Here is a 25,333-nt window from a genome sequence, read left to right on the forward strand (position 1 = left end):
GCTTCATCCGTTTCACGAACATTGGCCGGTCTTCGACTCGACGAGTATCGGCCACAAATAATCAAATGCCTTGCCTTCGCAGGATTTCTGACAACCGGTGAAGGCGATGGTGACCCGCTCGGCCTGCTCGCGCCACATGCGCACGGTGCATTTCTGGTCGCGGGCATGACGCAACAGGACTTGCGGCTCACGCGACTCCTGGCGGAAATTGGCCAAGTCAAAACGGCAACGCCCGCGCCCCTTGATCAGGATATCAGCACTGAAATCACTGACCTCGCCATCACCCACAGCCAATTTGAGCTTGGTCGCAGTACCAATTTCGTCCACACGCGAACACTGCGACTTGACGCTAACCGGGCTAGTGTCGTGCGGCTTGATACCGTGCTTGGCCAAGGCGCGCTGCGCTGCGGGCGACAGACTGGGCCGGGTTGATGACGGCCGACTGGCCGGCTGAACAGCTTCCGGGTGTTCGGACCGGGCTGGCGTTTCCGGCTCGCTCGCGCAACCCGCCAACACCAGCAGCACCCCAATCGGCGCCAGCCAGCGCATCATCAGTCGATCGCCCCCGGGCGGCGAGCATGCCAATCCGTTGCCAATTGAAAGCGATGGGCAACATTGAGCAGCTGGTTTTCAGCAAAGTAGTTGCCGATCAACTGCAAGCCGACCGGCAGGCCCCCGGCAAAACCACAGGGAATCGACATACCGGGCAAGCCGGCCAGGTTCACAGCAATGGTGTAGATATCCGACAGGTACATCTGGACCGGATCAGCCGCCTTTTCGCCCAGCTTGAACGCGGTCGACGGGGAGGTCGGCCCCATGATCACGTCGCACTGCTTGAATGCTTCGACGAAGTCGTTGGCGATCAGGCGGCGGATGCGCTGCGCCTGCAGGTAGTAGGCATCGTAGTAGCCGTGCGACAGCACGTATGCGCCGATCAGGATACGGCGCTTGACCTCGGCACCGAAACCCTGGGCACGCGTCTTCATGTACATGTCGTCGAGGTTGCCGTATTCCGGAGCGCGATAGCCGTAGCGCACGCCGTCGAAGCGGCTCAGGTTGGAGCTGGCCTCGGCCGGTGCGATGACGTAGTAGGCCGGCACCGACAGGTGGGAGTTGGGTAGCGACACTTCGACGCAGGTAGCGCCAAGTTTTTCATATTCCGCGATGGCAGCGCGCACGGCTGCCATCACCTCGGGATCGCAGCCTTCACCGAAGAATTCCTTGGGCAGGCCGATGCGCAGGCCGTTCAACGGCTTGTCCAGATCGCGGGTGTAGTCCTCGGTCGGGCGATCGAGCGATGTCGAATCGCGCTCGTCAAAGCCGACCATGGTGTTGAGCAGCAGCGCACAGTCCTCGGCGCTGGCTGCCATCGGGCCGCCCTGGTCGAGCGACGAGGCGAAGGCAATCATGCCATAGCGAGAAACCACACCGTAGGTCGGTTTCAGGCCGGTCAGGTTGCACAGCGCGGCCGGCTGGCGGATCGATCCACCGGTGTCGGTGCCAGTTGCTGCCGGAGCCAGGCGCGCCGCCACGGCTGCCGCCGAGCCTCCTGACGAGCCACCCGGCACACGGGCGCGGTCCCACGGGTTTTTGACCGGGCCGAAGTACGAGGTTTCGTTGGAGGAGCCCATAGCGAACTCGTCCATGTTGGTCTTGCCCAGCGACACCAGGCCGGCTTCCGTGTGCATCTTGCGGATCACCGTCGCATCGTAGGGCGAGACGAAGTTGGCCAGCATCTTCGAGCCACACGTCGTCGTCCAACCCTCGGCGCAGAAAATATCCTTCTGGGCGACCGGAATGCCGGTCAGCGGACCGGCTGTGCCGGAGGCAATGCGGGCATCGGCGGCACGCGCCATGGCCAGGCTCTTGTCGCGGTCGACGGTAACGAAGGCGTTGATATCCGGATTCAGGCGCTCGATACGGTCGAGGAACAGCGTCGATAATTCAACGCTGGAAATCTTCTTCGCGGTCAGTGCCTGCGACAATTCCTTGAGGCTGGCGTGGATCATTCGATTACCTTCGGCACAAGATAGAGACCCGCTTCGGTTTCCGGGGCAACGGACTGGTAAGCAGCGCGGCGATCGGCTTCACTCACCGTGTCTTCACGCAGGCGCTGACCGAGATCCTGAGCGTGCGCCATCGGCTCGACGCCGGTGGTATCCACCGCCTGCATTTGTTCAATTAACTGGAAGATTCCGTTGAGGTGGCCCTGTGTGGAAAGTGCCTCGGCATCGCTGGTCTCGATACGAGCCAAATGGGCGATGCGCTTAACCTGTTCTAATGTGAGCGACATGGGAGCCAAAGACTTTTTGCAGTGCACAAAGTCTTAAAATGGAAAGCGTTATAAGGTATCATAAAAGTTTTCCCTACCGCACCCCCCCAACGCGGAGCTATTGATGTTCGGTTTCCTCAGCAAATATTTTTCAAACGACCTCGCCATCGACCTCGGCACGGCCAATACGCTCATTTATGTGCGCGGCCGCTCGATCGTTCTCGATGAGCCTTCGGTCGTCGCCATCCGCCTCGAAGGCGGCCCCAACGCCAAAAAAACCATCCAGGCTGTCGGCAAGGAAGCCAAGGAGATGCTCGGCAAGGCACCGGGCACCATCACCGTCATCCGCCCGATGAAGGACGGCGTGATCGCCGACTTCACCGTCACCGAGCAAATGCTCAAGCAGTTCATCAAGAAGGTGCATGACTCGAAGCTGTTCTCGCCGAGCCCGCGCATCATCATCTGCGTGCCGTCCGGTTCGACCCAGGTCGAACGCCGCGCCATTCGTGAATCCGCCCTCGGCGCCGGCGCCAGCCAGGTGTACCTGATCGAGGAACCGATGGCTGCCGCCATCGGTGCCGGCCTGCCGGTGGCCGACGCGACGGGTTCCATGGTCGTCGATATCGGCGGCGGCACGACCGAAGTCGGCGTCATCTCGCTCGGCGGCATGGTCTATGCCGGCTCCGTGCGTGTCGGCGGGGACAAGCTGGACGAAGCGATCATCAACTACATCAGCCGCAACTACGGCATGATGATCGGCGAGAACACTGCCGAGAATATCAAGAAGAACATCGGTTCCGCTTTCCCGGGCGCCGAGGTCAAGGAAATGGAAGTCTCCGGCATCAACAAGGCCGAAGGTATCCCGCGCAAGTTCACGATTTCCTCCAACGAAATCCTCGAAGCGCTGACCGACCCGCTGAACCAGATCGTTTCCGCCGTGAAATCCGCGCTGGAAAAGACGCCACCCGAACTCGGTGCCGACATTGCCGAAAAGGGCATGGTCCTGACCGGCGGCGGTGCCCTGCTGCGCGACCTCGACCGTCTGCTGATGGAAGAAACCGGCCTGCCGGTGATCGTCGCCGACGAGCCGCTGACCTGCGTTGCCCGCGGCTGCGGCATGGCGCTGGAAAAGATGGACAAGCTGGGCAGCATTTTTGCCTCGGACTAAACCTTGACCGCTGCAAGGCAGGAGTGAGCGATGGCCGGCATGGATCACGCGCCACCACCGTTCTTCAAGCGAGGGCCAGCACCGCTGGCCCTTCTGACTTTCTACATCGCCGTTTCGCTGGCGATTTTTGTCGTCGACCTGCGTTTCAAGAGCCTCGAATTGCTGCGCCAGAGCATCGCACTGGTCGTCGACCCGGTTCAGCGCGTGGCCCAGACGCCGGGCAGCCTGGTTGATTACGCCGGACAATACTTGCAGGGCATGCGCTCTTTGCAGGTCGAAAACGACGAACTCAAGCATGCCAAGCTAACCACTGCTCCGGACCTGCAGCGCCTCGCTCAACTGGAGGCGGAGAATACCCGCCTGCGCAAGCTGCTCGACGTCAAGGAACGCGAAAAAGCCAACGGCCAGGTCGCCCAGATCATGTACACAGCTCGCGACCCGTTCTCCCGCAAGGTGATTGTCGATAAAGGCCAACAAGCCGACATCGCGGCAGGGCTCCCGGCCATCGACGAGGCTGGCGTCGTCGGTCAGGTCACCCGTGTCTTCCCGTTCTCCGCCGAAATCACCCTGATCACCGACAAGGATCAGGTTGTCCCGGTGCAGGTAGTACGTACCGGCCAACGTTCCGTGGTCTTCGGTCTCGGCAACGGCCAGCTCGAACTGCGCTACATGCCAGCCAACGCCGACATCCAGGTCGGCGACCTGCTGGTCACCTCGGGCCTCGACGATATCTACCTACCCGGCTTCCCGGTTGCCAAGGTGATCAACATCGAGCGCGACAGCGCCTACTCTTTTGCCCGCGTGTTCTGCGTACCGATCGCCGGTGTCGAAAACTTCGGCGAGGTGATGATCCTCGCGCCCCGCCAGGCGAGACCGGAGCGCCCCCCGGAAAGCGCGGGTCGGGCTGCGCCCAATGACGGGCAGCGCGTCAAGAAAAAACGGATGACCAAGAACTGATGCAACCGACCTTTTCTTCATCGCGCATCCTGCTACCGGTTCGCCCCTGGTTCATTTTCCTGAGCCTGATCGCGGCGGCCGTGCTCAATTTCCTGCCCACCGCGCACTGGCCCGGCATGCCGGACTGGGTAGCGCTGGTCCTGTGCTTTTGGAGCGTACGCGAATTCCGCCGCGTCGGCATGGGCTGGGGCTTCGTTCTCGGCCTGCTGATGGACGTCGCCGACGGTGCCGTCCTCGGCCAGCACTGTTTTGCTTATGTGCTGCTCGCCTACACCGCCTCGTCGCTGTCGCGCCGCATCCTGTGGTTCCCGCTTGCCCAACAGGCCCTGCAGATCATGCCGCTGCTCGTCGGTACCCAAGTTATCCAGGCGCTGATGCGCCTGGCCGTCGGCGCCGACTTTCCGGGCTGGGGCTACTTCATCGGCCCCTTCGTGGCGACACTGCTGTGGATTCCCGCCACCTTCATCCTGCTGCTGCCGCAATACCGCCCGGTCGAGCAGGATCCCAACCGTCCAATCTGAGGCAAGTGGTCTGCTCCGCCATTAACCGAACATGACAGCCTGCCTTTGCCTCCCTGGCGTTGTTGCCCACCCTCGCGATAGAAATTCCTATCGCCACGGTTCGCGCCCAGCGATCGGGATGAATCCGCTACTTCCATACTGCCCGGCCACTTACGGAGCGGATCACTAGTGGGTGATTTCAACAATCCGGAAGCCGACCTCGACCGCTTCCGATTCCGACTCGGTTTTGCGGCTGTCTTCGTCCTTGTCTGTTTTGGCATCCTGATCGGCCGCTTCGTCTGGCTGCAGGTGATCCAGCACGACTTCTACCAGACCCGTGCCGAAGACAACCGGATTGCGTTGATCCCCATCGTTCCCAACCGGGGAGTGATCACCGACCGCAATGGCGTCGTGCTGGCCCACAATTACTCCGCGTTCACGTTGGAAATCACGCCCTCGCAAGCGGGAAACCTCGAACAAACCATCGATGCGCTGGCCGAAGTGATCGACATCCAGCCCAAGGATCGCAAACGCTTCAAACGCCTGATGGACGAAGCCAAGAACTTCGAATCCATTCCTATCCGCACCCGCTTGAGCGACGCCGAAGTCGCCAAGTTCTCAGCCCATCGCTATCGTTTCCCTGGCGTCGAAGTCAAGGCTCGCCTGTTCCGTCAGTACCCGCTTGGCAGCGTGGCCTCTCACGCCATCGGCTATATCGGCCGGATCACCGAACGCGACCTGAAGTGGATCGAGGAGGCCGAGCGGCAAGCCAACTACAAGGGCACCGACCATATCGGCAAAACCGGGCTGGAACAGCACTACGAATTCGAACTGCACGGCGAGACCGGTTACGAGCAGGTCGAGATTGACGCCGGCGGCCGCGCCCTGCGCAGCCTGAAACGCATCCCCCCGGTTTCGGGCAATAACCTGCAACTGACGCTGGACATCAAACTGCAGGAAATCACCGAGAAGGCTTTTGGCGATCGCAAGGGCGCCCTGGTCGCCATCGACCCGGCGACCGGTGGCGTGCTGGCGTTGGTGTCCACACCGACTTACGACCCAAACCTTTTCGTCGATGGCATCACACCGGAAAACTGGAAGGAACTGAACGACCATCCGGACAAACCGATGGTCAACCGCACCATCAACGGCGCCTACCCTCCGGGATCGACGTTCAAGCCCTTCATGGCCCTGGCCGCGCTGGAAATGGGCAAACGCACGGCACAGCAGGCCATCAGCGACCCGGGATTCTTCACCTTCGGCAACCATACCTTCCGCGACGACAAGAAGGGCGGACACGGCATCGTGGACATGTACAAGTCCATCGTCCATTCCTGCGATACCTATTACTACATCCTGGCCAACGACATGGGGATCGATAATATCGCCAAGTTCATGGGTAGCATCGGCCTGGGTCAGCGTACCGGGATCGATTTGGGGAAGGACGATGCCGGCGAATCGAAGGGCGTGCTTCCCTCGCAGGAATGGAAGAAACAACGCTTCAAGAAGCCGGAACAGCAGAAATGGTACGCCGGCGAGACCATCTCCATCGGCATCGGCCAGGGCTACAACGCCTATACGCCGATCCAGCTGGCCCAGGCGACCGCTACGCTGGCCAACAATGGCGTCATGTTCCGCCCCCATCTGGTTCAAAACATCGTCGACACCAAGACCGGTGACAAAAGGCCGGTCGAACCCAAGCCCCTGCGCGATCTTGGCTGGAAACAAAAGAATCTGGAAGTCATCCACCGCGCCATGATCGGGGTAAACAAGGAAGGTACTGGCACGCGAGCCTTCGCCGGCGTTCCCTACAGTGTCGGCGGCAAGACCGGCACGGCTCAGGTCTTCTCGCTGAAAGGTGCTCAGTACAAAGAGTCGGCCGTCAAGAAAAACCTGCGCGACCACGCCCTGTTCATCGCCTACGCCCCGGTCGAAAATCCGAAGATCGCCCTCGCCGTACTGGTTGAGAACGGCGGCTTCGGAGCCCAATCGGCGGCACCGATCGCCCGCATGGTGCTCGACTACTACCTGCTTGGCAAACTGCCGGCCGGCGCCGCCAAGGAAGACAGCGACGCCATCGAAGAGGAACACGACGAATGATGGATATCGCCGGAACCTTGCGTCGTGCCTGGGCCAACGCCATCGCCCATATCGACTTCCCGTTGCTGCTGATTACCGCTGCCATCATGGCGGTCGGCCTCGGTACGGTGTATTCCGCCACCTACGACAGCACCCACCGCATGATGTCGCAGGCTGCCAACATGGGTATCGCCATGGTCGTCATGTGGGTGATCTCCCGCATTCCGCCGCAAAAGCTGATGAGCTTCGCGATTCCACTGTATATCGTTGGCATCATCCTGTTGATTGCCGTCTTCCTCTTCGGCATCAAGGTCAACGGCGCCCGACGCTGGCTCTCCATCGGTTTTACACGGGTACAACCGTCGGAAATCATGAAGATCGCCATGCCACTGATGCTGGCCTGGTATTTCCACAAATACGAGGCCACCCTGAAACTCAAGCACTATGGCATCGCAGCGCTCTTGCTTCTCGTGCCATTCGGCCTCGTCGCCAAGCAGCCCGACCTCGGCACCGCGCTGCTCATCGGTGCCGCCGGCTTCTATGTGATCTTCTTCGCCGGCCTGCCATGGAAGATCATCGTCGGCCTCATCGCCGCGGCTGGTGCCGCCGCCCCCGTGCTGTGGAACATGCTGCACGACTACCAGCAGAAGCGCATCCTGACCCTCATCGACCCGACGACCGATCCGCTCGGGTCCGGCTACCACATCATCCAGGCGACGATCGCCATCGGTTCAGGTGGAGCCTTCGGCAAGGGCTTCCTGAACGGCACACAAACTCACCTCGAGTTCATTCCGGAAAAGCACACCGACTTCATCTTCGCCGTCTATTCCGAGGAATGGGGGCTGCTCGGCAACGCCACGCTGCTCTTTCTTTACACCCTGCTCATCGGCCGCGGCCTGATGATCGCCTCGGCCGCACCGACCACTTTTTCCCGCCTGCTGGCCGGCGCCATCACCCTCGGCTTCTTTACCTATGCTTTCATCAACATGGGCATGGTCAGCGGCATCCTGCCCGTGGTCGGCGTCCCACTGCCCTTCATGAGCTATGGCGGCACGGCGCTGGTCACCCTGTTCCTGGGCATCGGCATCCTGATGTCGATTCATACGCACCGGATGCTGGTCAAGAAATGAGACGACTACTCGCCCCCCTCGTGGCAGCATTGCTCATGGCTGCCTGCGGAGGCCCTGGGCCGGTTCGCGAGCCAGGTGCTGAAGCGCCCAAGGCACCGGCAGCCAAGACACCGACCAGGAAACCGACTGCGGTACTCAAGCGGGGAGGCGGTTTCTACAAGGACGACGGCCCGGCCGACGAAATTCCCGATGGCCTGGAAGACATTCCGGACGCCGAGCCCAAATGGGAACCGTTGCACAAACCAGCGACCAAGCCCTATGTCGTTCTTGGCAAGGAATACGTTCCCAACACCGCGCTCAAACCGTACAAGGCACGTGGTATCGCCAGTTGGTACGGGAAGAAGTTCCATGGTCAGAAAACGTCGATTGGCGAGCCTTACGACATGTTCGCGATGACCGCTGCACACACCACGCTGGCCCTGCCCTCCTACGCGCGCGTCACCAACGTGCAGACCGGCAAATCGGTCATCGTGCGCATCACCGACCGTGGGCCGTTCCACGCCGACCGCGTCATCGATCTGTCCTACACGGCAGCCTACAAGCTTGGATTGATCAACGGTGGCAGTGGTCAGGTTGAGGTCGAGGCGATCATTCCGGGTGAGGCAAGCGGGACGACCTACGCCCAAGTCACACCACCCTCTCGCCCAAGTGCCAGCGAGAGCGACGACATCGCCCAACTCGCCCGACGCATGGCACTTGAGGAGAAGCCGCAGCAAACCGCCACCATGGCGGGAATGAGCGGCGAAGCGGATATCCCCAAAGGGGTGTATCTGCAACTAGGGGCCTTCTCCAGCGTCGACAATGCCGAAAATCTGAAAAACCACCTGACACGCGAACTGGACTGGCTGGTCGAGCCGATGCGGATCAATCCGGCAGGCGGCATTCACCGCCTGCACTTGGGCCCTTATGCCAATCGCGGCGACGCGGAAAAAGTCGCGGACAAAATTCGCACCGTGCTCGGCTTCAAGCCGACTTTCGTCACCCGCTGATCGAGTTCAGAGCATGACCTTGGCAACCACTACGTTGCCCTTGCCCTGATATTCGAGCGACGCAAAACTCATCATCCTGGCCATCGCGATACCGCGGCCGTTGGGATCGAACGCCCGATCGGGATCGAAGCTCAGGAATTTCTCCCACACGAAGCCGGCCCCTTGATAGGCAATCGTGAACGTCAAACACTCGACGTTGCGTTCAACCCGCACCGTGGCGAAGCGCCCCAGGAACTGAGGCAAAGCCAAGCGCCGCTGGATTTCCCCCTCCCAGTCGCCTTCCCATTTGAGCAGGGACTTTTCCTGGTAGGTCACGCCCAGATTCCCGTGCTCCACAGCATTGATCATCAGGTCCGACAAGCCTGGCGCGACCACATCCGGAACCGGGCACATATCGGCCAGCACAGGAACCAGCGAGGTAATATCCTCAAGTGTCGTGAAACGGTACTCGACATTCCGGATCAGCGCCTGCGCTTCCTCCAGGCGCGCCGCACGGCTGCGCAGTTGGCGGCGACCACGCCTGTCCTCCAGTGCGGCCCGCACAATGGAGATCAGCGCTTCCGGCTCATAGGGCTTGGTCAGGTAGTAATAAGCCCCCGCTTCAAGCCCCTCTCGCACCTGATCGGGCGACGAAGCCGCCGTCTGCATGATGACCGGAACGTCGGCAAAACGCGCTTCGCGCTTCATCCGGCGCAGCAGTTCCATGCCATCGAGTTCCGGCATCATGCGGTCCAGCACAACCAGCGAAAAATTGCTCTCCGGAGCGCTCAGGCTCGCCCAGGCATCCAACGGATTACTGTGCATCTCGAGCTCGATGTCTTCCTGTTCGAGAAACTCCTCGATGATGAACAGGTTCAATTGTTCATCATCGACAACGAGAACACGTTCCTTATCCATTGCTCAGTCTCTCTCCTTCGCCAAGGGCCAGATGCCGAATCGGTAGCTGCACGGTCAAGCATGCTCCGCCATCCTGGCGATTCTGTGCATAGATCATACCGCAATGCAGACGAATAATTTCCCGACACAACGCGAGTCCCAGACCCGAACCCCCAGCCCCGCGATTTGTCTGCGAGCTTTGGGCAAAATTATCGAAGATACTCTCCAGTTCGTCCGCCGGGATGCCTGCCCCACGGTCTTCAACGACCAACCTAAGGGCCGCCACCCCATCACCGCCCAACACCATGCTGTCAGGGCTTAGTCGGACGGAGACCACACTCCCCTGAGGAGCAAACTTCCCGGCATTTGAAAGCAGGTTGCGAACGACCTGGGCGAGGCGTTCGGGATCGCCATGCATATGCGCATCCCCTTCGCAGAAAAAGGCAATCCGTTGTCCGCGGAGCGCGAACAAGGCATTCAACTCAAAAGTCACGCTACGCACGATCTCGGCAAGATCAAGCTCAACCGGGTGCGTCAACATCCTTCCGGCCTCCAGCCGGGAAAGATCGAGCAGATCGTTGAGCAATACAAGCAAGCGCTTTCCACTATCCTGGATCAACTGGAAATAGCCACGCAGACGCTCGTCATCGACTTTACCCACCCTGTCTGCTCCAAGGCGAGCGCATGAAAGAATGCCATGCATCGGGGTCCTGAGTTCGTGCGACATGTTCGACAGGAATTCCGATTTCGCCCGGCTGGCCGACTCGGCTTCCTCCTTGGCGTGCAGGAGGTCGGTCGTGCGACTATCTACCAAGGCTTGCAAATGCTCCCCGCGCTCGCGCAACGCCGCCTCGGCAGCCTTGGCACGGGTAATCTCCCGGCCCGTGCCCCGATAGCCGACGAAGCGCCCCGCCTCGTCAAAAATGGGATTGCCTGACACCGAATACCAGTGGAGAAGCCCATCGTCTCCGCGGATGGGATACTCGAAGTCGGCAAATGGCCGGCGCTCCGCCAACAATGCCTTGTGTGCCGCCCAATCCGCCTCGGCAAGCAAGATCGGTAATTCCCAGCGTCGCTTGCCATGGGTACCACGGATACACATGCCTGCCCGGCTCAATCCGGACGAGAGCTCGCAAAAACGAAGATCGGCATCCAGAGGTGGCCCCGCGCAGTTGGACAGAAATTTGGTTTTCTTAAGTGAGTTCTCTGCGGGTTAAGCCGCTGCGGCGAGCAGCGGCTGGTTGAAGTAAGCCGTATCCGGGGTTTGCCCGTCAAGCGTTGAGTGCGGGCGACGACGATTGTAAAAATCGAAGTAGCGGGCCAGCGCCTGTCGGACCTCGGAAACGGTGTCGTAGCCGTGCAGGTAAATCTCCTCGTACTTGACCGATTTCCAGAGGCGTTCGACGAATACGTTATCGCGCCAGCAGCCCTTGCCATCCATGCTGACCTGAATGCTGTGCTCCTGAAGCAAGCCAATGAAGGCCGAACTGGTGAATTGGCTGCCCTGGTCTGTGTTCATGATTTCCGGTCGGCCATACTTCATGATGGCCTCTTCCAGAGCATCGACGCAGGGATCAGCCGTCAGGCTGTTCGACAGGCGCCAACTCAGCACCCGACGGGTTGCCCAATCAAGCACCGCGCTCAGATAGACGAAGCCCCGGCGCATCGGGATGTAGGTCGTATCCATGGCCCAGACCTGATTCGGACGCTCGATGGCAAGGCCGCGCAGCAGGTAGGGATAGATGCGGTGTGCCTGGTTGCGCCGACTGGTGTTGGCCTTGCGGTAGATGGCCTGGATATCGAGCTTCTTCATCAGCGTACCGACATGTTTGCGACCGATTTCATGGCCTTCGAGCTTGAGCATATCGCGCAACATCCGCGCACCGGCAAAGGGATGCTCCAGGTGCAGTTCATCAATCCGCCGCATCAGCATCAAATCGATTTCGGATGTGGGCTGCGGCTGGTAATAGACAGAAGAACGCGAAAGCTCAAGTAACTGGACTTGCCTGACGACAGGCAGATCGTGGGCCTTGTCGATCATCGTTTTGCGCTCGCATCGCCGATGCGACCGAGCGCGACGGCCAAAAAATCAATCTCCAACGCCTGCTGGCCTATCTTTGCATGCAAATCCTTCAGGTCCGGCGTGGCCGCCTGCTTCTCGGCAGCCGTCGCAAAGACACCCGAGGCGTTCTCGAGCAATTGTGTCTTCCATTGCGTAATCTGATTCGGATGAACGTCAAACTTCTCTGCTAACGCAGCCAGCGTCTCATCGCCCTTGAGGGCGGCAATCGCCACTTTGGCCTTGAAGGCGGCTGTGTGGTTACGGCGGGGTCTTCTCATTGCTTCTGCTCCTAGGCAGGCGATTTCCATCGCCCATTGAAGCAGAGATTTCACTTAACTCGATGTCCGGATTCGCGGAACCACCTCTTCCTGCTCCCACAACCAATCCGAAGAAAGTGTCGCCAGATCGCGAAACCGCGCCTCACTCCGCGCCAGGGCGGCGTTCACCTGGCGCAGGCTGGCCAGGTGCCAATTATAGAGAGGCCACAGAATGAGTACCGCAAGCACCGCACTGACTAGCGAAGCAAACAAGGTATCGTGGATTTCATCGCGCAGGCTGCTCTCGACCTTCAGCAGCCCAACGGTACGCTCATCGAGCTTGATCGGCGCGCTCCCGGAAACACTGGGCCAGGAAGGTGGATCGCTGAGTGCGGCGATAGTCGAGCCCAATGAATCCTCGAGCGTGGTTCGGTGCTCGGGATAAATACGCTCGGCAATCGCGTCGAGCATCTCTCCCGGTGCCCAACGCCAAGCCCCCGGCGCCTCGGCTGCGAAACGCGCCGCAATTTCAGCCTGGGCGTTGGCCTGCGTCGCCATATCCTCGGAGAGACGCAAATACTCAAGCAGCAGATGCACGCCAGGCATTACCAGGCTCAGGATCAGCAACAGCACGCCCCACGCCACCGCAGGTCGCGCGGCTCGCACCGAAAGACCCTCCGGGTCCGCATGAATCGCTTGCCGAGATTGTGCGCACATTTTACTTACCCTCCGTTTTGATTCTGATCTTCGCATCGCCAAGGTGTTTGACGAGGATCAATGGCGTGCAATTTGGTGTGGCTATACTCCGGCGCTTGATATTCTGGAGTCCTCCCATGAGCTCCTTGCCCGATCTCGTCTGTCCCGCTGGCAGCCTGCCTGGCCTCAAGGCAGCCGTCGACAACGGCGCCGACACCGTCTATCTCGGCTACAAAAACGACACCAACGCCCGCAATTTCGCCGGCCTCAACTTCGACGCCAAAACCATGGCCGAAGGCATCCGCTACGCGCACGCCAAGGGGCGCGAAGTTCTGATGGCGATCAACACTTTCCCGCAGGCCGGCCGCACGGGCGACTGGCACAAGGCTGTCGATGGCGCAGTCGACCAAGGTGTCGATGCCATCATCCTGGCCGACATCGGCCTGCTTGACTATGCCCGCAACAAGTACCCGCAACAGCGGCTGCATCTGTCGGTTCAGGGATCGGCCACCAGCTACGAGGCAATCAACTTCTGCCAGCGCGAATTCGGCGTCCGCCGCGCCGTGCTGCCGCGGGTACTGACCCTGGCGCAAGTCGAGCATGTCATCAAGAACACCAGCGTCGAGATCGAGGTATTCGGCTTCGGCAGCCTGTGCGTCATGAACGAGGGGCGCTGCTGGCTATCCTCTTACGCCTGCGGCGAATCGCCCAATACGGTCGGCGCCTGCTCGCCGGCCAAGTACGTCAAATGGGACAAGAAGCCGGGCGCCATGGAAACCCGCCTCAACGGCATCCTGATCGACCGCTTCGGCGACGATGAGCCGGCGGGCTACCCGACGCTGTGCAAGGGGCGCTTCGAAGTCCAGGGCGAAACCTATTACGCGCTGGAGGAGCCGACCAGCCTGAACGTGCTGGAGTTGCTGCCCGACATCATCAAGATCGGCGTCAAGGCGATCAAGGTCGAAGGCCGCCAGCGCAGCCCGACCTATGTCGCCCAGGTCACCCGCACCTTGCGCGCCGCCCTCGACGCAGCCCGCGACAGCGCCGAACGCTTCCACGTCAAGCCGGCCTGGCAGGCCGAACTGGCCAAGGTTTCCGAAGGCAGCCAGGCTACCCTTGGTGCCTACAACCGGCCGTGGCGCTGAAGGATCACCCATGAAACTGTCTCTCGGACCCCTGCTCTATTTTTGGCCCAAGGCCGAACTCATGGCGTTCTACGCCGACATGGCGCAGAACCCGGCCATCGACATCATCTACGTTGGCGAGGTCGTCTGCTCGCGCCGCCAACAACTTCGCACCGCCGATTGGATCGGCCTGGCGCGCGACCTGACCGATGCTGGCAAGGAAGTCGTCGTCTCCGCCCAGGCACTGCTCGAATCGGAAAGCGATCTGAAGGCGTTGCGCCGATTGGTCGATGAGGCCGGCTGCAAGCTCGAAGCCAACGATCTAGGCGCGGTCAATCTGACCGCCGGCAAGGACTTTGTCGCCGGACCGCACCTCAATATCTACAACGAGGAAACCCTGGCCACCTTCGCCCGCTTCGGCCTGAAGCGCTGGGTGCCTCCACTTGAGGCCACCCGAACCCTGGTCGACACCCTGCACCGCAGCCGTCCAGCCGGGGTCGAAACAGAGGTATTCGCCTTTGGCAAGATTCCGCTCGCCTTCTCGGCTCGCTGCTTTACGGCCCGCCATTACAACCTGAACAAGGACGACTGCCAGTTCAAGTGCCTCGACCACGCCGAAGGCCTGACGCTGAAAACCCGCGAGGGGCAGGATTTCCTGACCATCAACGGCATCCAGACCATGTCGGCGCAGAGCTACAATTTACTGCACGAGATTCCCGACATGCTCGCCATGGGCATCGACATCGTCCGCCTCAGCCCGCAGCAACAGCACATGAACGACATCATCGCCGCCTTCGATACCGCGCGGCGCGGACTGCCGGTCGTGGCCGACAGCCGGAACTGGAGCACCAGCGGTCAGGTCGACGGTTACTGGTTTGGCGATGCGGGCATCCGCCAACACCATACGCAAGCCCTCGCAACCCTGGGAGCATGACCATGAACGGCAACTTCACCATCCCCAAATTCAAGCTGCCCGACTTCTTCGCCAGCCTCGGGCAGAAACTCCCGCAATGGCCGCACGCGCTGGTTCTGGTCGGTGCGCTCAACGCGGCGCTCAAAATGAAACTGCTGCCGGAAAGCGAACTGGCGATGCTGGAAGACAAGTTGTTCCGTGTCCGCGTCCTGGATACCGGTGGCGAGGCGTCTTACACCTACCGCAATGGCCTGTTCCGCCCGGTGTTCAGGCCCGAACGCGAACCCGACCTGGCCTTCGCCGCCAACCTGTCGGCTTTCCTGCAGTTGCTCGCCCGTCAGGAAGATCCGGATACGCTGTTCTTCAATCGCGAACTGGAAATCACCGGCGACACCGAACTCGGGCTGATCGTCAAGAACATGCTCGACGCCGTCGAGTGGCCCAAGCTGCCGCGCATCCCGCTAGCCAGCAGCTAACACGTTGGCCGGGTTTGACCCCGGCCTGGCGGATCAATCGCCGATTGAAATCAGTGTCTCGGGCGGTGAAGTCGCGCGCCCACCCGTTCGCGAGCCGGGAACGACGCAGGCCACGTCACCTGTTGCAATGATGCTGAGCACTTCTTCCTGCTCGACCGGCGCCATCAAATCCTTTGGCTGAGCGCAGGCTCCCAGATAGACCTTCAGGCTATCAGCCAGTTGGCCATCAGCACACAGCACCCGCATCGCAAAATCGGGATAGGCATGACCAACGGCACGGAGTACCTCACCGACCGTCTCGCCGCTCGCCATTACTTCGTCGTGACCTCCCGCCAGCGCACGCAGCTCCATCGGGATATGAACCGAAACCACGGGATACTCGCTCATCAACATGGCGTACCTCCTTGCTTGCTGTGTACGTTGGACAAGCGGCGTAACGGAAGTTCGCCAAAAAGAAAGGGAGGCCACAGCCTCCCTTTGCTTAAAACCGATCGCTAGGGCGATTAGTTCTTCTTCTGGGCATCCAGGCGGAACTTGACATAAGCGCCCGGTGCATCCTCGATGACCTTCAGCTTGCCATCGGCCGGCTGACGCGCCTTGACCTTGGCGGAACCGCCCGGCAGGCTGGTCACCCACTGATCCCAGTGCGTCCACCACGAACCGGCATTCTGCGTGGCGCCGGCCAGGAAGTCGTCCGGGCTTTCCGGCAGGTCGCCGTCGGTGGCATCATTGGTCCAGAAGCCGTACTTGTTGGCAACTGGAGGATTAACGATACCAGCGATGTGGCCGGAGCCGCCGAGCACGAACTTGGTCTTGCCAGTCGGCAGGCGGGCGCCCATGTAGGTGCTCTTCCACGGGGCGATGTGGTCTTCGATCGTCGAGATGAAGTAGCACGGCGTCTTGACCTTGGAGATATCGATCTTGACACCACCGAGGGTGATGCCGCCCGGATCCTTCAGCTTGTTGCCGAGGTACATGTTGCGCAGGTAGAAGCTGTGCATCGCGGCCGGCATGCGGGTGGAGTCGGAGTTCCAGTAAAGCAGGTCGAACGGGAACGGATCCTTGCCCATCAGGTAGTTGTTGACCACGAAGGACCAGATCAGGTCGTTGGCGCGCAGCATGTTGAAGGTGCCGGCCATTTCCGACCCTTCGAGGAAGCCACGCTCGGCCATCTTCTTTTCCAAACCGGCGACAGCGCCTTCGTCGAGGAAGACGCCCAGTTCGCCCGGCTCGGAGAAATCGAGCATGGTGGTGAAGAAGGTGGCGGAATTGGCGCGCTTGTCCTTCTTGGCCGCCATGTAGGCCAGCGTGGTCATGGTCAGCGTGCCGCCCAGGCAGTAGCCGGCCAGGTTGACGCTGTCCTCGCCGGTATGGGCACAGACCTGGTTGATGGCTTCCAGCGAACCTTCAAGCAGGTAGTTTTCAAAGGACTTCTGGGCCAGCTTCTCGTCCGGATTGACCCAGGACATGATAAAGGTGGTGTGGCCTTGGCTGGTTGCCCAGTTGACCATCGAATTCTTCTCGCGCAGGTCGAGGATGTAGTATTTGTTGATCCACGGCGGCACGATCAGGAAGGGCTTCTTGTACTGGTCCGGGGTCTTCGGATCGTACTGGATCAGCTGGAACAGATCGTTCTGGAAGATGACCTTGCCCGGCGTCGTGGCGACGTTCTTGCCCATTTCGAAGGCCGAGGTGTCGGTCATGCGGATGCGCAGCTGGCCGTCGCCGGCTTCGACATCGTGCAACAGGTTGTTCAGGCCCTTGATCAGGTTCTGGCCGTGCGACTTGACGGTCTCGCGGAAGACTTCCGGATTGGTCAGCGCGAAGTTGGACGGCGACAGGGCATCGATGTACTGGCGGGTGAAGAAATTGACCTTCTGCTGTGTCGCTTCGTCCAGGCCTTCGGTGCCAGCCACGGTGTCATGGATGTGACGGGCGGCGATGAGATAGGACTGCTTGACGAAGTCGAACAGGAAATGCTGTTCCCAATCCTCGTCCTTGAAGCGGTTGTCGCCCTTCTTCGGGGCGGCGACCGGAGCGGCGCCGGGCATGCCCATCATCTTCATCATGGAACCCTGCCACAGCGAGAAGTAGTCCCACATCATGTTCATCTGGGTCTGGGCCATCTTGTACGGATTGGCCATCAGGCGGGCCGACAGGTCCATGAAGGCCTTGGCCACGCCCAGTTCGTCGGCCGGGGCGTCAACGCCATCCTTGGCCTTCTTTTCCATGTACTGGGTGATCACGCGGGAGGCGCGCTGGGCGACTTCGGCGTAGGTCTTTGCCATTTCGGCCGGATTGGGCAAATTCATGCCCTGGTTTTCGGTTTGCTGCGACATCTTCAAACTCCCTCTCTGTCAGTGCGCGGTGGCTCAGTGTCCCGTCCGCGTATAGCGAATCACCCCTTCGGCATCGCAATGACGCGACAGCCGACCAGCTTGTTCAAGGTAGTTCAGATGAGCGATCGCTTCGCCCATCGCGAACATGGTTTGGTGTGTATCGAGTTGCCGGTTGAACAACGTATCCAGCAATTCGGCTGCGCTCTTCGGCGCTTGTTCACAGCTTGTCTCCAGGGCTCGCAGTCGCTCCTCGTGGTGCGCATGTAAATCCCCAACCCTCTCCTGCACCCCTGTGAAGGGGAGCCCGTGCGAAGGCAGCACGAGCGTTTCCGCCGGAATTTCCTGCGCCATCACATCCAGCGACGCCAAGTACCAGCGCAGTGCATCGGCTTGCGGCGTTGCTGCAAATACGCTGATATTGGTGGAAATTCTCGGCAAAAGCATGTCTCCGGAAATTAACACGCCGAGTTCTGCGCAGTAAAGCGCCACATGTTCCGGGGCGTGACCATGGCCGATCATGAGTTGCCAGCTCCGTCCATCGATGACGACTGAATCGCCGGCCATCAGGCGATGGTAGTAATCCGGCAAGGCGGGAACCGCCTTGCGGTAACCGGAACCGCGCTTTTCGAACTTGGCGAGATGTTCGGCATCCAGACCGTGCTGGCGGAACTGCTCGACCATGAAGCGCGCACCGTGCCCCCCCACTTCGTTCCAGACGACGTGGGCGGTCAGGAATTCGCCCGTGCTCATCCACAGCGACGCCCCGGTTTTTTCCATCAACCAAGTGGCCAGGCCGAGATGATCGGGATGGAAGTGCGTGACGATCAACTTGTTTACCGGCCCATCCAGGCGGTCGAGGATCAGGGACCAGGTTTCGCGCACGTGCTCGTCGGGAAACCCGGTGTCGACAACGACCCAGGCGTCGCCGTCACGCAGCAGCCAAAGGTTGATGTGATCCAGCTGAAAGGGCAGCGGCATGCGCAGCCAGAAGACGCCGGGCGCGACCTCGGTCAATTCGCCGGCGGCAGGCGGATGGGCGTGGGGAAAATGCAGGGCCATGATGTGTTCTTGTCTGATGAAACGGCAACTTACCATACGGTGGCGGATTGAAAAAAGACCCCGCATCTGTTTTACTCTGCCGCTCCAACAGGAGACAAAATGAGCCAGGCAGGCCCCACCTTCGCGATTTCCGACCTCGCCCGCGAGTTCGACATCACGCCGCGCACGATCCGCTTCTGGGAAGACCAGGGCATCCTGGCGCCGGAGCGCGAAGGCAGCAAACGCGTATTCACCCGCCGCGACCGGGCCCGGCTGAAGATGGCCTTGCGCGGCAAGCGCCTCGGCTTGTCGCTGGCCGAAATCAAGGACCTGATCGGCATGTACGCGTCGACCGAGGACGAAACGCCGCAATTGCTCGAATGCCTGCGCATCATGGAAAAGCGCCGGGCGGCGCTGCAGCAGCAGCGCGAGGATATCGAAGCCATGCTCGGCGAGATCGCCCAGTTCGAGACGCTGTGCCAGGACGAGTTGACGCGCCGCGGCGCAAAATGACCTAGCACACCTCGCGGGCGTCGCGATGCGAGATTTCCACGACGCGGGCACGCGCCGCCAGTTGCCCGACCAATTCCCGCGCTGCCTGGCGATTGGCGGCATCCAGATTGGCATCCCATTCGTCAAGCAGATAAATCGGTTGCGCCGTCTCCGTCGCAATCTCGCGCAACACTTGCAACTGGCGCTCGCCTGAGGAATAACCGGTTTTTTCCTGCGCCGCTTCTTCGGCACTGAACGCTTCCGGCTCCTCGGCTTCGTCGTCCGGATCGATTTCCGGCATCGGCAGGCCGCCCCGGGTGTTGAAGCGGAAATTCAGGCGATCGTGGGCTGGCCAGTAATACGCTCGCCCCCCGACGCACGCCTTCAGAGAGGTGGTTCCGCGAATCCGGACATCGAGTTAAGTGAAATCTCTGCTTCAATGGGCGATGGAAATCGCCTGCCTAGGAGCAGAAGCAATGAGAAGACCCCGCCGTAACCACACAGCCGCCTTCAAGGCCAAAGTGGCGATTGCCGCCCTCAAGGGCGATGAGACGCTGGCTGCGTTAGCAGAGAAGTTTGACGTTCATCCGAATCAGATTACGCAATGGAAGACACAATTGCTCGAGAACGCCTCGGGTGTCTTTGCGACGGCTGCCGAGAAGCAGGCGGCCACGCCGGACCTGAAGGATTTGCATGCAAAGATAGGCCAGCAGGCGTTGGAGATTGATTTTTTGGCCGTCGCGCTCGGTCGCATCGGCGATGCGAGCGCAAAACGATGATCGACAAGGCCCACGATCTGCCTGTCGTCAGGCAAGTCCAGTTACTTGAGCTTTCGCGTTCTTCTGTCTATTACCAGCCGCAGCCCACATCCGAAATCGATTTGATGCTGATGCGGCGGATTGATGAACTGCACCTGGAGCATCCCTTTGCCGGTGCGCGGATGTTGCGCGATATGCTCAAGCTCGAAGGCCATGAAATCGGTCGCAAACATGTCGGTACGCTGATGAAGAAGCTCGATATCCAGGCCATCTACCGCAAGGCCAACACCAGTCGGCGCAACCAGGCACACCGCATCTATCCCTACCTGCTGCGCGGCCTTGCCATCGAGCGTCCGAATCAGGTCTGGGCCATGGATACGACCTACATCCCGATGCGCCGGGGCTTCGTCTATCTGAGCGCGGTGCTTGATTGGGCAACCCGTCGGGTGCTGAGTTGGCGCCTGTCGAACAGCCTGACGGCTGATCCCTGCGTCGATGCTCTGGAAGAGGCCATCATGAAGTATGGCCGACCGGAAATCATGAACACAGACCAGGGCAGCCAATTCACCAGTTCGGCCTTCATTGGCTTGCTTCAGGAGCACAGCATTCAGGTCAGCATGGATGGCAAGGGCTGCTGGCGCGATAACGTATTCGTCGAACGCCTCTGGAAATCGGTCAAGTACGAGGAGATTTACCTGCACGGCTACGACACCGTTTCCGAGGTCCGACAGGCGCTGGCCCGCTACTTCGATTTTTACAATCGTCGTCGCCCGCACTCAACGCTTGACGGGCAAACCCCGGATACGGCTTACTTCAACCAGCCGCTGCTCGCCGCAGCGGCTTAACCCGCAGAGAACTCACTTAAGAAAACCAAATTTCTGTCCAACTGCGCGGGGCCACCTCTCAGGGCGACCAGCAGGGTCGACTTGCCAGCCCCGTTGCCGCCACGCACAGACACGAGCCCGGTCGGCTCGGCGAATACCACCCTGAGCGTCTCGGCCAAGCTGCCGCATCTTTCTTCGCGATCTCCGGTCTTGAGAACAAGGCGGCCGAAATCGATGCGCTCTTCAATGCGCTCCTCGCCGGCTGGTTGCATGTGTTCGCAAATTCCCTTGATGCGCGTCCAGATAGCCAGCAAGTCGGTCATGCCGGCAGTCAGCTGATGCATGTCCAGCGTCATCTCGATCTGCCGCGGCAAGGTTGCAGCCAGGGCGACAAGCAAGGCGATGTTCCCAGACTCATGGACAGCAACCCAGGCGGTGGCGGCCAACACAATGATCAGCGCGATGATGCCGCTGATCGCGCTCCAGCCCTCGCGCGCCAGAATGGCCCGAATCTGGGCGTTCAACGCCGCCCCCAAGCGGTCGCGGAGATCGCCATGCCATAGCCGGAAGTTGTAGCGATTGCCTGAAAAGATGTTGTCCCAGGCGTTATAGGTGCGCGCCATCATGCGATTGGTCATGCGCTGGTTGTGCAGGTAGGCAGCGGCCAGCGGCTTGCGCAGGGTCCATTGCAGGATGACCAGCAAAGCGAAGGCGAGGACGTAGGCGAGCGGCAGCCCACCGTCGATTTCCATACCAAGGACGGCGGCATTGAAGACGATGTTGAAGAAGAGCCGCAGGTAGAACTGCAGGTCGTACATCAAGTCGAAGCAGACCCGGAAGCCTTCGTTGGTCAAGAAAGGCTCGGTGCTTTCCCGCGCCGGGGCATCGCCAAGCAAGGCCGTCCGGAAACGGTTGCTGCGGGCAAAGTGCAGCAGGTACTTGCCGAACGCGGTAAAACCGGTGCGTTCGGCATAAATCCAGCTTGCTGCGCCGGCCAGGTAGGAAAAGGTTTGCGTGACGACGATCCAGACGAAATCGCCGGCCGTCACATGAGCCTCGGTGATGTCCCGAGCCACCCGGATAACCAGCCAGGTCGTCCCGGCCCCGAGCAATTCCTGCAGCATGACCAGGAGCAGCATGGCCGCCAGCGAAGGGCCGAGCAGGAAGCGCAGGAAATCCCGGCGCTGGAATGATGAGTGGGCAGACATAAACAGATTTTGAAGCGGAAATGAAAAAAGCAGACTTGCGCCTGCTTTTTTGTCGAACACGATACAGCGATTACTTTTTCTTTTTCTTCTTGGCCATTTGAATTCTCCTCGTGAGCGGTTGGTTGAAGGCGGCGCGATGCCGCAGTGCTCAGTCTATTCCATAAATCCTGACGCGAAACTGTCAAAGTGCATAATTTCACTTCAGCAGTTGACGTTAACGTAAACGTCAATACAATCACCCCCACACGCCCATTTCCGAGCCCCTTCATGAGCTTGCACGCCCACGACCCTGCTTTCGCCGACCGCGTCCGCGTCAGCTTCGCCAAGCAGCACGCCATGGAACTGATCCGGGCCACGCTGCCGGTGGTCGAGCCCGGGTACACGGAAATCCACCTGCCGCACTGGGAAGGCGTCGAGCAGCAGCATGGTTTCGTGCATGGCGGCGTCGTCGGCATGATTGCCGATTCGGCAGCCGGTTACGCGGCGATGACCTTGGTTGCAGCCTCGGCATCGGTCCTGACCGTGGAATACAAGATGAATCTGGTCGCCCCGGCCGACGGCGAGAAACTGATTGCCCGTGGCAAGGTGGTGCGCCCCGGCAGGACGCTGGTCGTCACGCAGGCCGAGGTATTCGCCGTCAAGGACGGCAAGGAAACGCTGTGCGCACTGATGCAGCAGACCATCATGGTCATGCACGGCAAGAGCGAAAAGTAGTTCACAACAAATCTGATAACGGAGACAAAACCATGAACATTCCCAGCCTCGACTTCGGCCTCGGCGAAGACATCAACCTGCTGCGCGACGCGGTGAAGGCCTTCGCCGACGCCGAAATCGCGCCGCGCGCCGCCGAAATCGACCGCATCAACGAATTCCCGGCCGACCTGTGGAAGAAATTCGGCGACATGGGCCTGCTCGGCATGACCGCCGGCGAGGAGTACGGTGGCACCAACATGGGCTACCTGGCCCACATCGTCGCCCTGGAGGAAATCTCCCGCGCTTCGGCATCGGTCGGCCTGTCGTACGGCGCCCACTCCAACCTGTGCGTCAACCAGATCCGCCGCAACGGCACGGAAGCCCAGAAACAGAAATACCTGCCCAAGCTGATCTCCGGCGAGCATGTCGGCGCGCTGGCCATGTCCGAGCCGAATGCCGGTTCCGACGTCGTGTCGATGAAGCTCAAGGCCGAGAAGAAGGGCGACCGCTACGTGCTGAACGGCGCCAAGATGTGGATCACCAACGGCGGCGATGCCGATACGCTGGTCGTCTACGCCAAGACCGACCCGGACGCCGGCGCCAAGGGTATGACCGCTTTCATCGTCGAGAAGGGCATGAAGGGCTTCACCCACGGCACCCACCTCGACAAACTGGGCATGCGCGGCTCCAACACCTTCCCGCTATTCTTCGACGATTGCGAAGTGCCGGAAGAAAACGTCCTCGGCGGCGTCGGCAACGGCACCAAGGTGCTGATGTCCGGCCTCGACTACGAGCGCGCCGTACTCTGTGGCGGCCCGCTCGGCATCATGGCAGCGTGCATGGACATCGTCGTACCCTACCTGCACGAGCGCAAGCAGTTCGGCCAGTCGATCGGCGAATTCCAGCTGATGCAGGGCAAGGTCGCCGACATGTATTCGACGTGGATGGCCAACCGCGCCTATGTCTATGCACTGGGCCGCGCCTGCGACAACGCCGACCATGCCCGCACCCTGCGCAAGGATGCGGCCGGCGCCATTCTGTACTCGGCCGAGAAGGCGACCTGGATGGCCGGCGAGGCGATTCAGACCCTGGGCGGCGTCGGCTACACCAACGAATACGCCACCGGCCGCCTGTGGCGCGATGCGAAACTCTACGAAATTGGGGCTGGCACCAGCGAGATTCGCCGCATGCTGATCGGTCGCGAACTGATGGCGGAGACACGCTGAATCCATAATTACCGGCACAGGTAGAATGAAGGGTTCGCGCCAAACGCATGGACCCTTCCAACCCGCAGCAGCCTACCCGCTGCTGCGACTACCAGGAGCCCCGCTCAATGACCATCACTATCCGCACACTCACTGCCGACGATACCGAAGCCCTTGAACAGGTTCGTCAGTACTTCCGCAATTACGCGGCATGGCTGGGCGTTGACCTGTGCTTCCAGAACTTCGACCAGGAAATGGCATCCTTGCCGGGCGCCTATTCGGCACCGCAGGGCCGGCTGTTCTTTGCCGAGGTCGATGGGCATCCGGCCGGCTGTGTCGGCGTCCGCCCCCTGCCCGAGAGCGAGGGGCTGTGCGAAATGAAGCGCCTCTATGTGTCGCCGGAGGCACGCGGTCACGGTGTCGGTGCCGCACTGGCCATGGCCGCGATCAAGGCGGCCAAGGAAATCGGCTACAAGAAGCTGATGCTCGACACCCTGCCCAACATGCGCATGGCGGTGAAGCTGTACCGCGAACTGGGTTTCACCGAGGCCCCCTCCTATTACCAGACGCCGGTCGAAGGCACGATGTTCCTCACCCTCGACCTGGAAAACTGGTCGGAAGAGGAAGTGCGTAGCGAGAACCTGTCGCACCTCTTCGACTTCAACCGCGCCTGGGCGCGCAAGATGCAGGAAGTCGATGCCGATTACTTCAACCGGCTGGCCAAGATCCAGACACCGGAGCTACTGTGGATCGGCTGTTCCGATTCGCGCGTGCCGGCCAACGAAATCGTCGGCCTGCTACCGGGCGAAGTCTTCGTCCATCGCAACGTCGCCAACCTCGTGCTGCACACCGACCTCAACTGCCTGTCGGTGATCCAGTACGCTGTGGATGTGCTCAAGGTCAAGCACATCACCGTCGTCGGCCATTATGGCTGCGGCGGCGTGCTCGCCGCGCTGAACAAGACGCGTGTCGGCATTGTCGATTTTTGGCTGGATAACGTGCAGCAAGTCCATAACAAGCACCTGGCGCAGGTTGACAGCCTGCCGGTGGAGCAACGCCATGCCCGCCTGTGCGAGCTGAACGTGCTGGAGCAAGTGGTCAGCCTGGTCAATACCCCGGTCGTCAAGGACGCCTGGGCACGCGGCCAGGACCTGACCATCCACGGCTGGATCTACGGCCTGCAGGACGGCCTGATGCACGACCTCGGCATCACCGTCGACTGCCCGGCCGACCTGCCCGTGCGCTACGACGCCGCATTGAAAGCCCTCGAGGCCTGA

The 25,333-nt window shown here is 60.7% G+C and carries 26 protein-coding genes; 14 read left to right on the plus strand and 12 right to left on the minus strand.

What is annotated here, in order from left to right; all coding sequences use genetic code 11:
• Positions 1-12: 12 nt before the first annotated feature.
• From AB6Q56_RS17225 to gatC, 3 genes are read right to left on the minus strand one after another with little or no spacing between them, the layout of a single operon-like run.
• Positions 13-552: a hypothetical protein gene (locus tag AB6Q56_RS17225; RefSeq protein WP_434514278.1), complete on the minus strand. Its 540-nt coding sequence runs from the start codon at positions 550-552 to the stop codon at positions 13-15.
• Positions 552-2,009 (minus strand): Asp-tRNA(Asn)/Glu-tRNA(Gln) amidotransferase subunit GatA, encoded by a 1,458-nt coding sequence (gene gatA / locus AB6Q56_RS17230; RefSeq protein WP_434514279.1) that lies wholly within the window; start codon positions 2,007-2,009, stop codon positions 552-554. The genes AB6Q56_RS17225 and gatA overlap by 1 nt, the downstream gene beginning before the upstream one ends.
• Positions 2,006-2,293 carry an Asp-tRNA(Asn)/Glu-tRNA(Gln) amidotransferase subunit GatC gene (gatC, locus tag AB6Q56_RS17235; protein ID WP_434514280.1) on the minus strand — a complete coding sequence of 96 codons (288 nt, stop codon included), beginning with the start codon at positions 2,291-2,293 and terminating at the stop codon, positions 2,006-2,008. Before gatC ends, gatA begins: the two co-directional genes overlap by 4 nt.
• A 103-nt stretch (positions 2,294-2,396) precedes the next feature.
• On the opposite strand from gatC, the gene AB6Q56_RS17240 reads away from it, so the two are divergent.
• The 6 genes from AB6Q56_RS17240 to AB6Q56_RS17265 all read left to right on the plus strand — a co-directional run bounded on the left by AB6Q56_RS17240 (position 2,397) and on the right by AB6Q56_RS17265 (position 9,095).
• Positions 2,397-3,440 (plus strand): rod shape-determining protein, encoded by a 1,044-nt coding sequence (locus tag AB6Q56_RS17240; protein ID WP_295005932.1) that lies wholly within the window; start codon positions 2,397-2,399, stop codon positions 3,438-3,440.
• 30 nt (positions 3,441-3,470) lie between these two features.
• Positions 3,471-4,397, plus strand: a complete 927-nt coding sequence (gene mreC / locus AB6Q56_RS17245) for a rod shape-determining protein MreC (protein WP_434514281.1) — start codon at positions 3,471-3,473, stop codon at positions 4,395-4,397.
• Positions 4,397-4,918, plus strand: coding sequence for a rod shape-determining protein MreD (gene mreD / locus AB6Q56_RS17250; RefSeq protein ID WP_434514282.1), 522 nt, complete (start codon positions 4,397-4,399; stop codon positions 4,916-4,918). The genes mreC and mreD overlap by 1 nt, the downstream gene beginning before the upstream one ends.
• Before the next feature lie 168 nt (positions 4,919-5,086).
• Positions 5,087-6,997 (plus strand): penicillin-binding protein 2, encoded by a 1,911-nt coding sequence (gene mrdA, locus AB6Q56_RS17255; RefSeq protein ID WP_434514283.1) that lies wholly within the window; start codon positions 5,087-5,089, stop codon positions 6,995-6,997.
• Complete coding sequence (gene rodA / locus AB6Q56_RS17260; protein WP_434514284.1) at positions 6,994-8,106, plus strand: rod shape-determining protein RodA; 1,113 nt, start codon at positions 6,994-6,996, stop codon at positions 8,104-8,106. Before mrdA ends, rodA begins: the two co-directional genes overlap by 4 nt.
• Positions 8,107-8,141: 35 nt before the next feature.
• Positions 8,142-9,095 (plus strand): septal ring lytic transglycosylase RlpA family protein, encoded by a 954-nt coding sequence (locus tag AB6Q56_RS17265; RefSeq protein ID WP_434514285.1) that lies wholly within the window; start codon positions 8,142-8,144, stop codon positions 9,093-9,095.
• 6 nt (positions 9,096-9,101) lie between these two features.
• Here AB6Q56_RS17265 and AB6Q56_RS17270 read toward each other — a convergent pair whose 3' ends face one another.
• From AB6Q56_RS17270 to AB6Q56_RS17285, 4 genes are all read right to left on the minus strand, one after another.
• Positions 9,102-9,992 carry a response regulator gene (locus AB6Q56_RS17270; RefSeq protein WP_434514286.1) on the minus strand — a complete coding sequence of 297 codons (891 nt, stop codon included), beginning with the start codon at positions 9,990-9,992 and terminating at the stop codon, positions 9,102-9,104.
• Complete coding sequence (locus AB6Q56_RS17275) at positions 9,985-11,025, minus strand: ATP-binding protein (protein WP_434514287.1); 1,041 nt, start codon at positions 11,023-11,025, stop codon at positions 9,985-9,987. The genes AB6Q56_RS17270 and AB6Q56_RS17275 overlap by 8 nt, the downstream gene beginning before the upstream one ends.
• A gap of 159 nt (positions 11,026-11,184) precedes the next feature.
• Positions 11,185-12,311, minus strand: a protein-coding gene (locus AB6Q56_RS17280) for an IS3 family transposase (RefSeq protein WP_374755713.1) whose coding sequence is annotated in 2 segments (ribosomal slippage) — positions 11,185-12,053 and positions 12,053-12,311 — 1,128 coding nt in all. Because the reading frame shifts where the segments join, the coding sequence is not laid out codon by codon here.
• 54 nt (positions 12,312-12,365) lie between these two features.
• A complete protein-coding gene (locus tag AB6Q56_RS17285; protein ID WP_434514288.1) occupies positions 12,366-12,923 on the minus strand; it encodes a hypothetical protein in 558 nt (185 codons plus the stop codon).
• 200 nt (positions 12,924-13,123) lie between these two features.
• On the opposite strand from AB6Q56_RS17285, the gene ubiU reads away from it, so the two are divergent.
• From ubiU to ubiT, 3 genes are read left to right on the plus strand one after another with little or no spacing between them, the layout of a single operon-like run.
• Positions 13,124-14,131, plus strand: coding sequence for a ubiquinone anaerobic biosynthesis protein UbiU (ubiU, locus tag AB6Q56_RS17290; protein ID WP_434514289.1), 1,008 nt, complete (start codon positions 13,124-13,126; stop codon positions 14,129-14,131).
• Between the two features lie 10 nt (positions 14,132-14,141).
• Complete coding sequence (locus AB6Q56_RS17295; RefSeq protein WP_434514290.1) at positions 14,142-15,044, plus strand: U32 family peptidase; 903 nt, start codon at positions 14,142-14,144, stop codon at positions 15,042-15,044.
• Positions 15,045-15,046: 2 nt separating this feature from the next.
• Positions 15,047-15,499 carry a ubiquinone anaerobic biosynthesis accessory factor UbiT gene (gene ubiT, locus AB6Q56_RS17300; RefSeq protein ID WP_434514291.1) on the plus strand — a complete coding sequence of 151 codons (453 nt, stop codon included), beginning with the start codon at positions 15,047-15,049 and terminating at the stop codon, positions 15,497-15,499.
• Between the two features lie 33 nt (positions 15,500-15,532).
• Here the strand turns inward: ubiT and AB6Q56_RS17305 are convergent, their stop codons facing one another.
• The 3 genes from AB6Q56_RS17305 to AB6Q56_RS17315 all read right to left on the minus strand — a co-directional run bounded on the left by AB6Q56_RS17305 (position 15,533) and on the right by AB6Q56_RS17315 (position 18,897).
• Positions 15,533-15,892, minus strand: coding sequence for a hypothetical protein (locus tag AB6Q56_RS17305; RefSeq protein ID WP_434514292.1), 360 nt, complete (start codon positions 15,890-15,892; stop codon positions 15,533-15,535).
• Between the two features lie 110 nt (positions 15,893-16,002).
• On the minus strand, positions 16,003-17,838 hold the full coding sequence (locus tag AB6Q56_RS17310) for a PHA/PHB synthase family protein (RefSeq protein WP_434514293.1): 1,836 nt from the start codon (positions 17,836-17,838) through the stop codon (positions 16,003-16,005).
• Between the two features lie 33 nt (positions 17,839-17,871).
• A complete protein-coding gene (locus AB6Q56_RS17315) occupies positions 17,872-18,897 on the minus strand; it encodes an MBL fold metallo-hydrolase (RefSeq protein WP_434514294.1) in 1,026 nt (341 codons plus the stop codon).
• Between the two features lie 99 nt (positions 18,898-18,996).
• Between AB6Q56_RS17315 and AB6Q56_RS17320 the strand changes: the two genes are divergently transcribed.
• Positions 18,997-19,389, plus strand: coding sequence for a MerR family transcriptional regulator (locus AB6Q56_RS17320; protein WP_434514295.1), 393 nt, complete (start codon positions 18,997-18,999; stop codon positions 19,387-19,389).
• A gap of 1 nt (position 19,390) precedes the next feature.
• Here AB6Q56_RS17320 and AB6Q56_RS17325 read toward each other — a convergent pair whose 3' ends face one another.
• The gene (locus AB6Q56_RS17325) at positions 19,391-19,669 is read right to left on the minus strand and encodes an ATP-binding cassette domain-containing protein (RefSeq protein ID WP_434514296.1); all 279 of its coding nucleotides are present in this window, start codon (positions 19,667-19,669) and stop codon (positions 19,391-19,393) included.
• 175 nt (positions 19,670-19,844) lie between these two features.
• Here AB6Q56_RS17325 and AB6Q56_RS17330 point away from each other — a divergent pair.
• Positions 19,845-20,971, plus strand: a protein-coding gene (locus AB6Q56_RS17330; protein WP_374755713.1) for an IS3 family transposase whose coding sequence is annotated in 2 segments (ribosomal slippage) — positions 19,845-20,103 and positions 20,103-20,971 — 1,128 coding nt in all. Because the reading frame shifts where the segments join, the coding sequence is not laid out codon by codon here.
• On the opposite strand, the gene AB6Q56_RS17335 is transcribed toward AB6Q56_RS17330, so the two are convergent.
• Positions 20,968-22,158, minus strand: a complete 1,191-nt coding sequence (locus AB6Q56_RS17335; RefSeq protein ID WP_434514297.1) for a hypothetical protein — start codon at positions 22,156-22,158, stop codon at positions 20,968-20,970. The two genes, AB6Q56_RS17330 and AB6Q56_RS17335, sit on opposite strands and share 4 nt — an antisense overlap.
• 267 nt (positions 22,159-22,425) lie before the next feature.
• On the opposite strand from AB6Q56_RS17335, the gene AB6Q56_RS17340 reads away from it, so the two are divergent.
• The 3 genes from AB6Q56_RS17340 (at position 22,426) to can (ending at position 25,333) form a co-directional block, all read left to right on the plus strand.
• Positions 22,426-22,872 carry a PaaI family thioesterase gene (locus AB6Q56_RS17340; protein WP_434514298.1) on the plus strand — a complete coding sequence of 149 codons (447 nt, stop codon included), beginning with the start codon at positions 22,426-22,428 and terminating at the stop codon, positions 22,870-22,872.
• 32 nt (positions 22,873-22,904) lie between these two features.
• Entirely contained in the window at positions 22,905-24,077 is a 1,173-nt protein-coding gene (locus tag AB6Q56_RS17345) for an isovaleryl-CoA dehydrogenase (protein ID WP_434514299.1), read from the plus strand.
• Positions 24,078-24,184: 107 nt separating this feature from the next.
• Entirely contained in the window at positions 24,185-25,333 is a 1,149-nt protein-coding gene (gene can, locus AB6Q56_RS17350; RefSeq protein WP_434514300.1) for a carbonate dehydratase, read from the plus strand.

Source organism: Dechloromonas sp. ARDL1 (assembly GCF_051122455.1).
Lineage (GTDB): Bacteria > Pseudomonadota > Gammaproteobacteria > Burkholderiales > Rhodocyclaceae > Azonexus.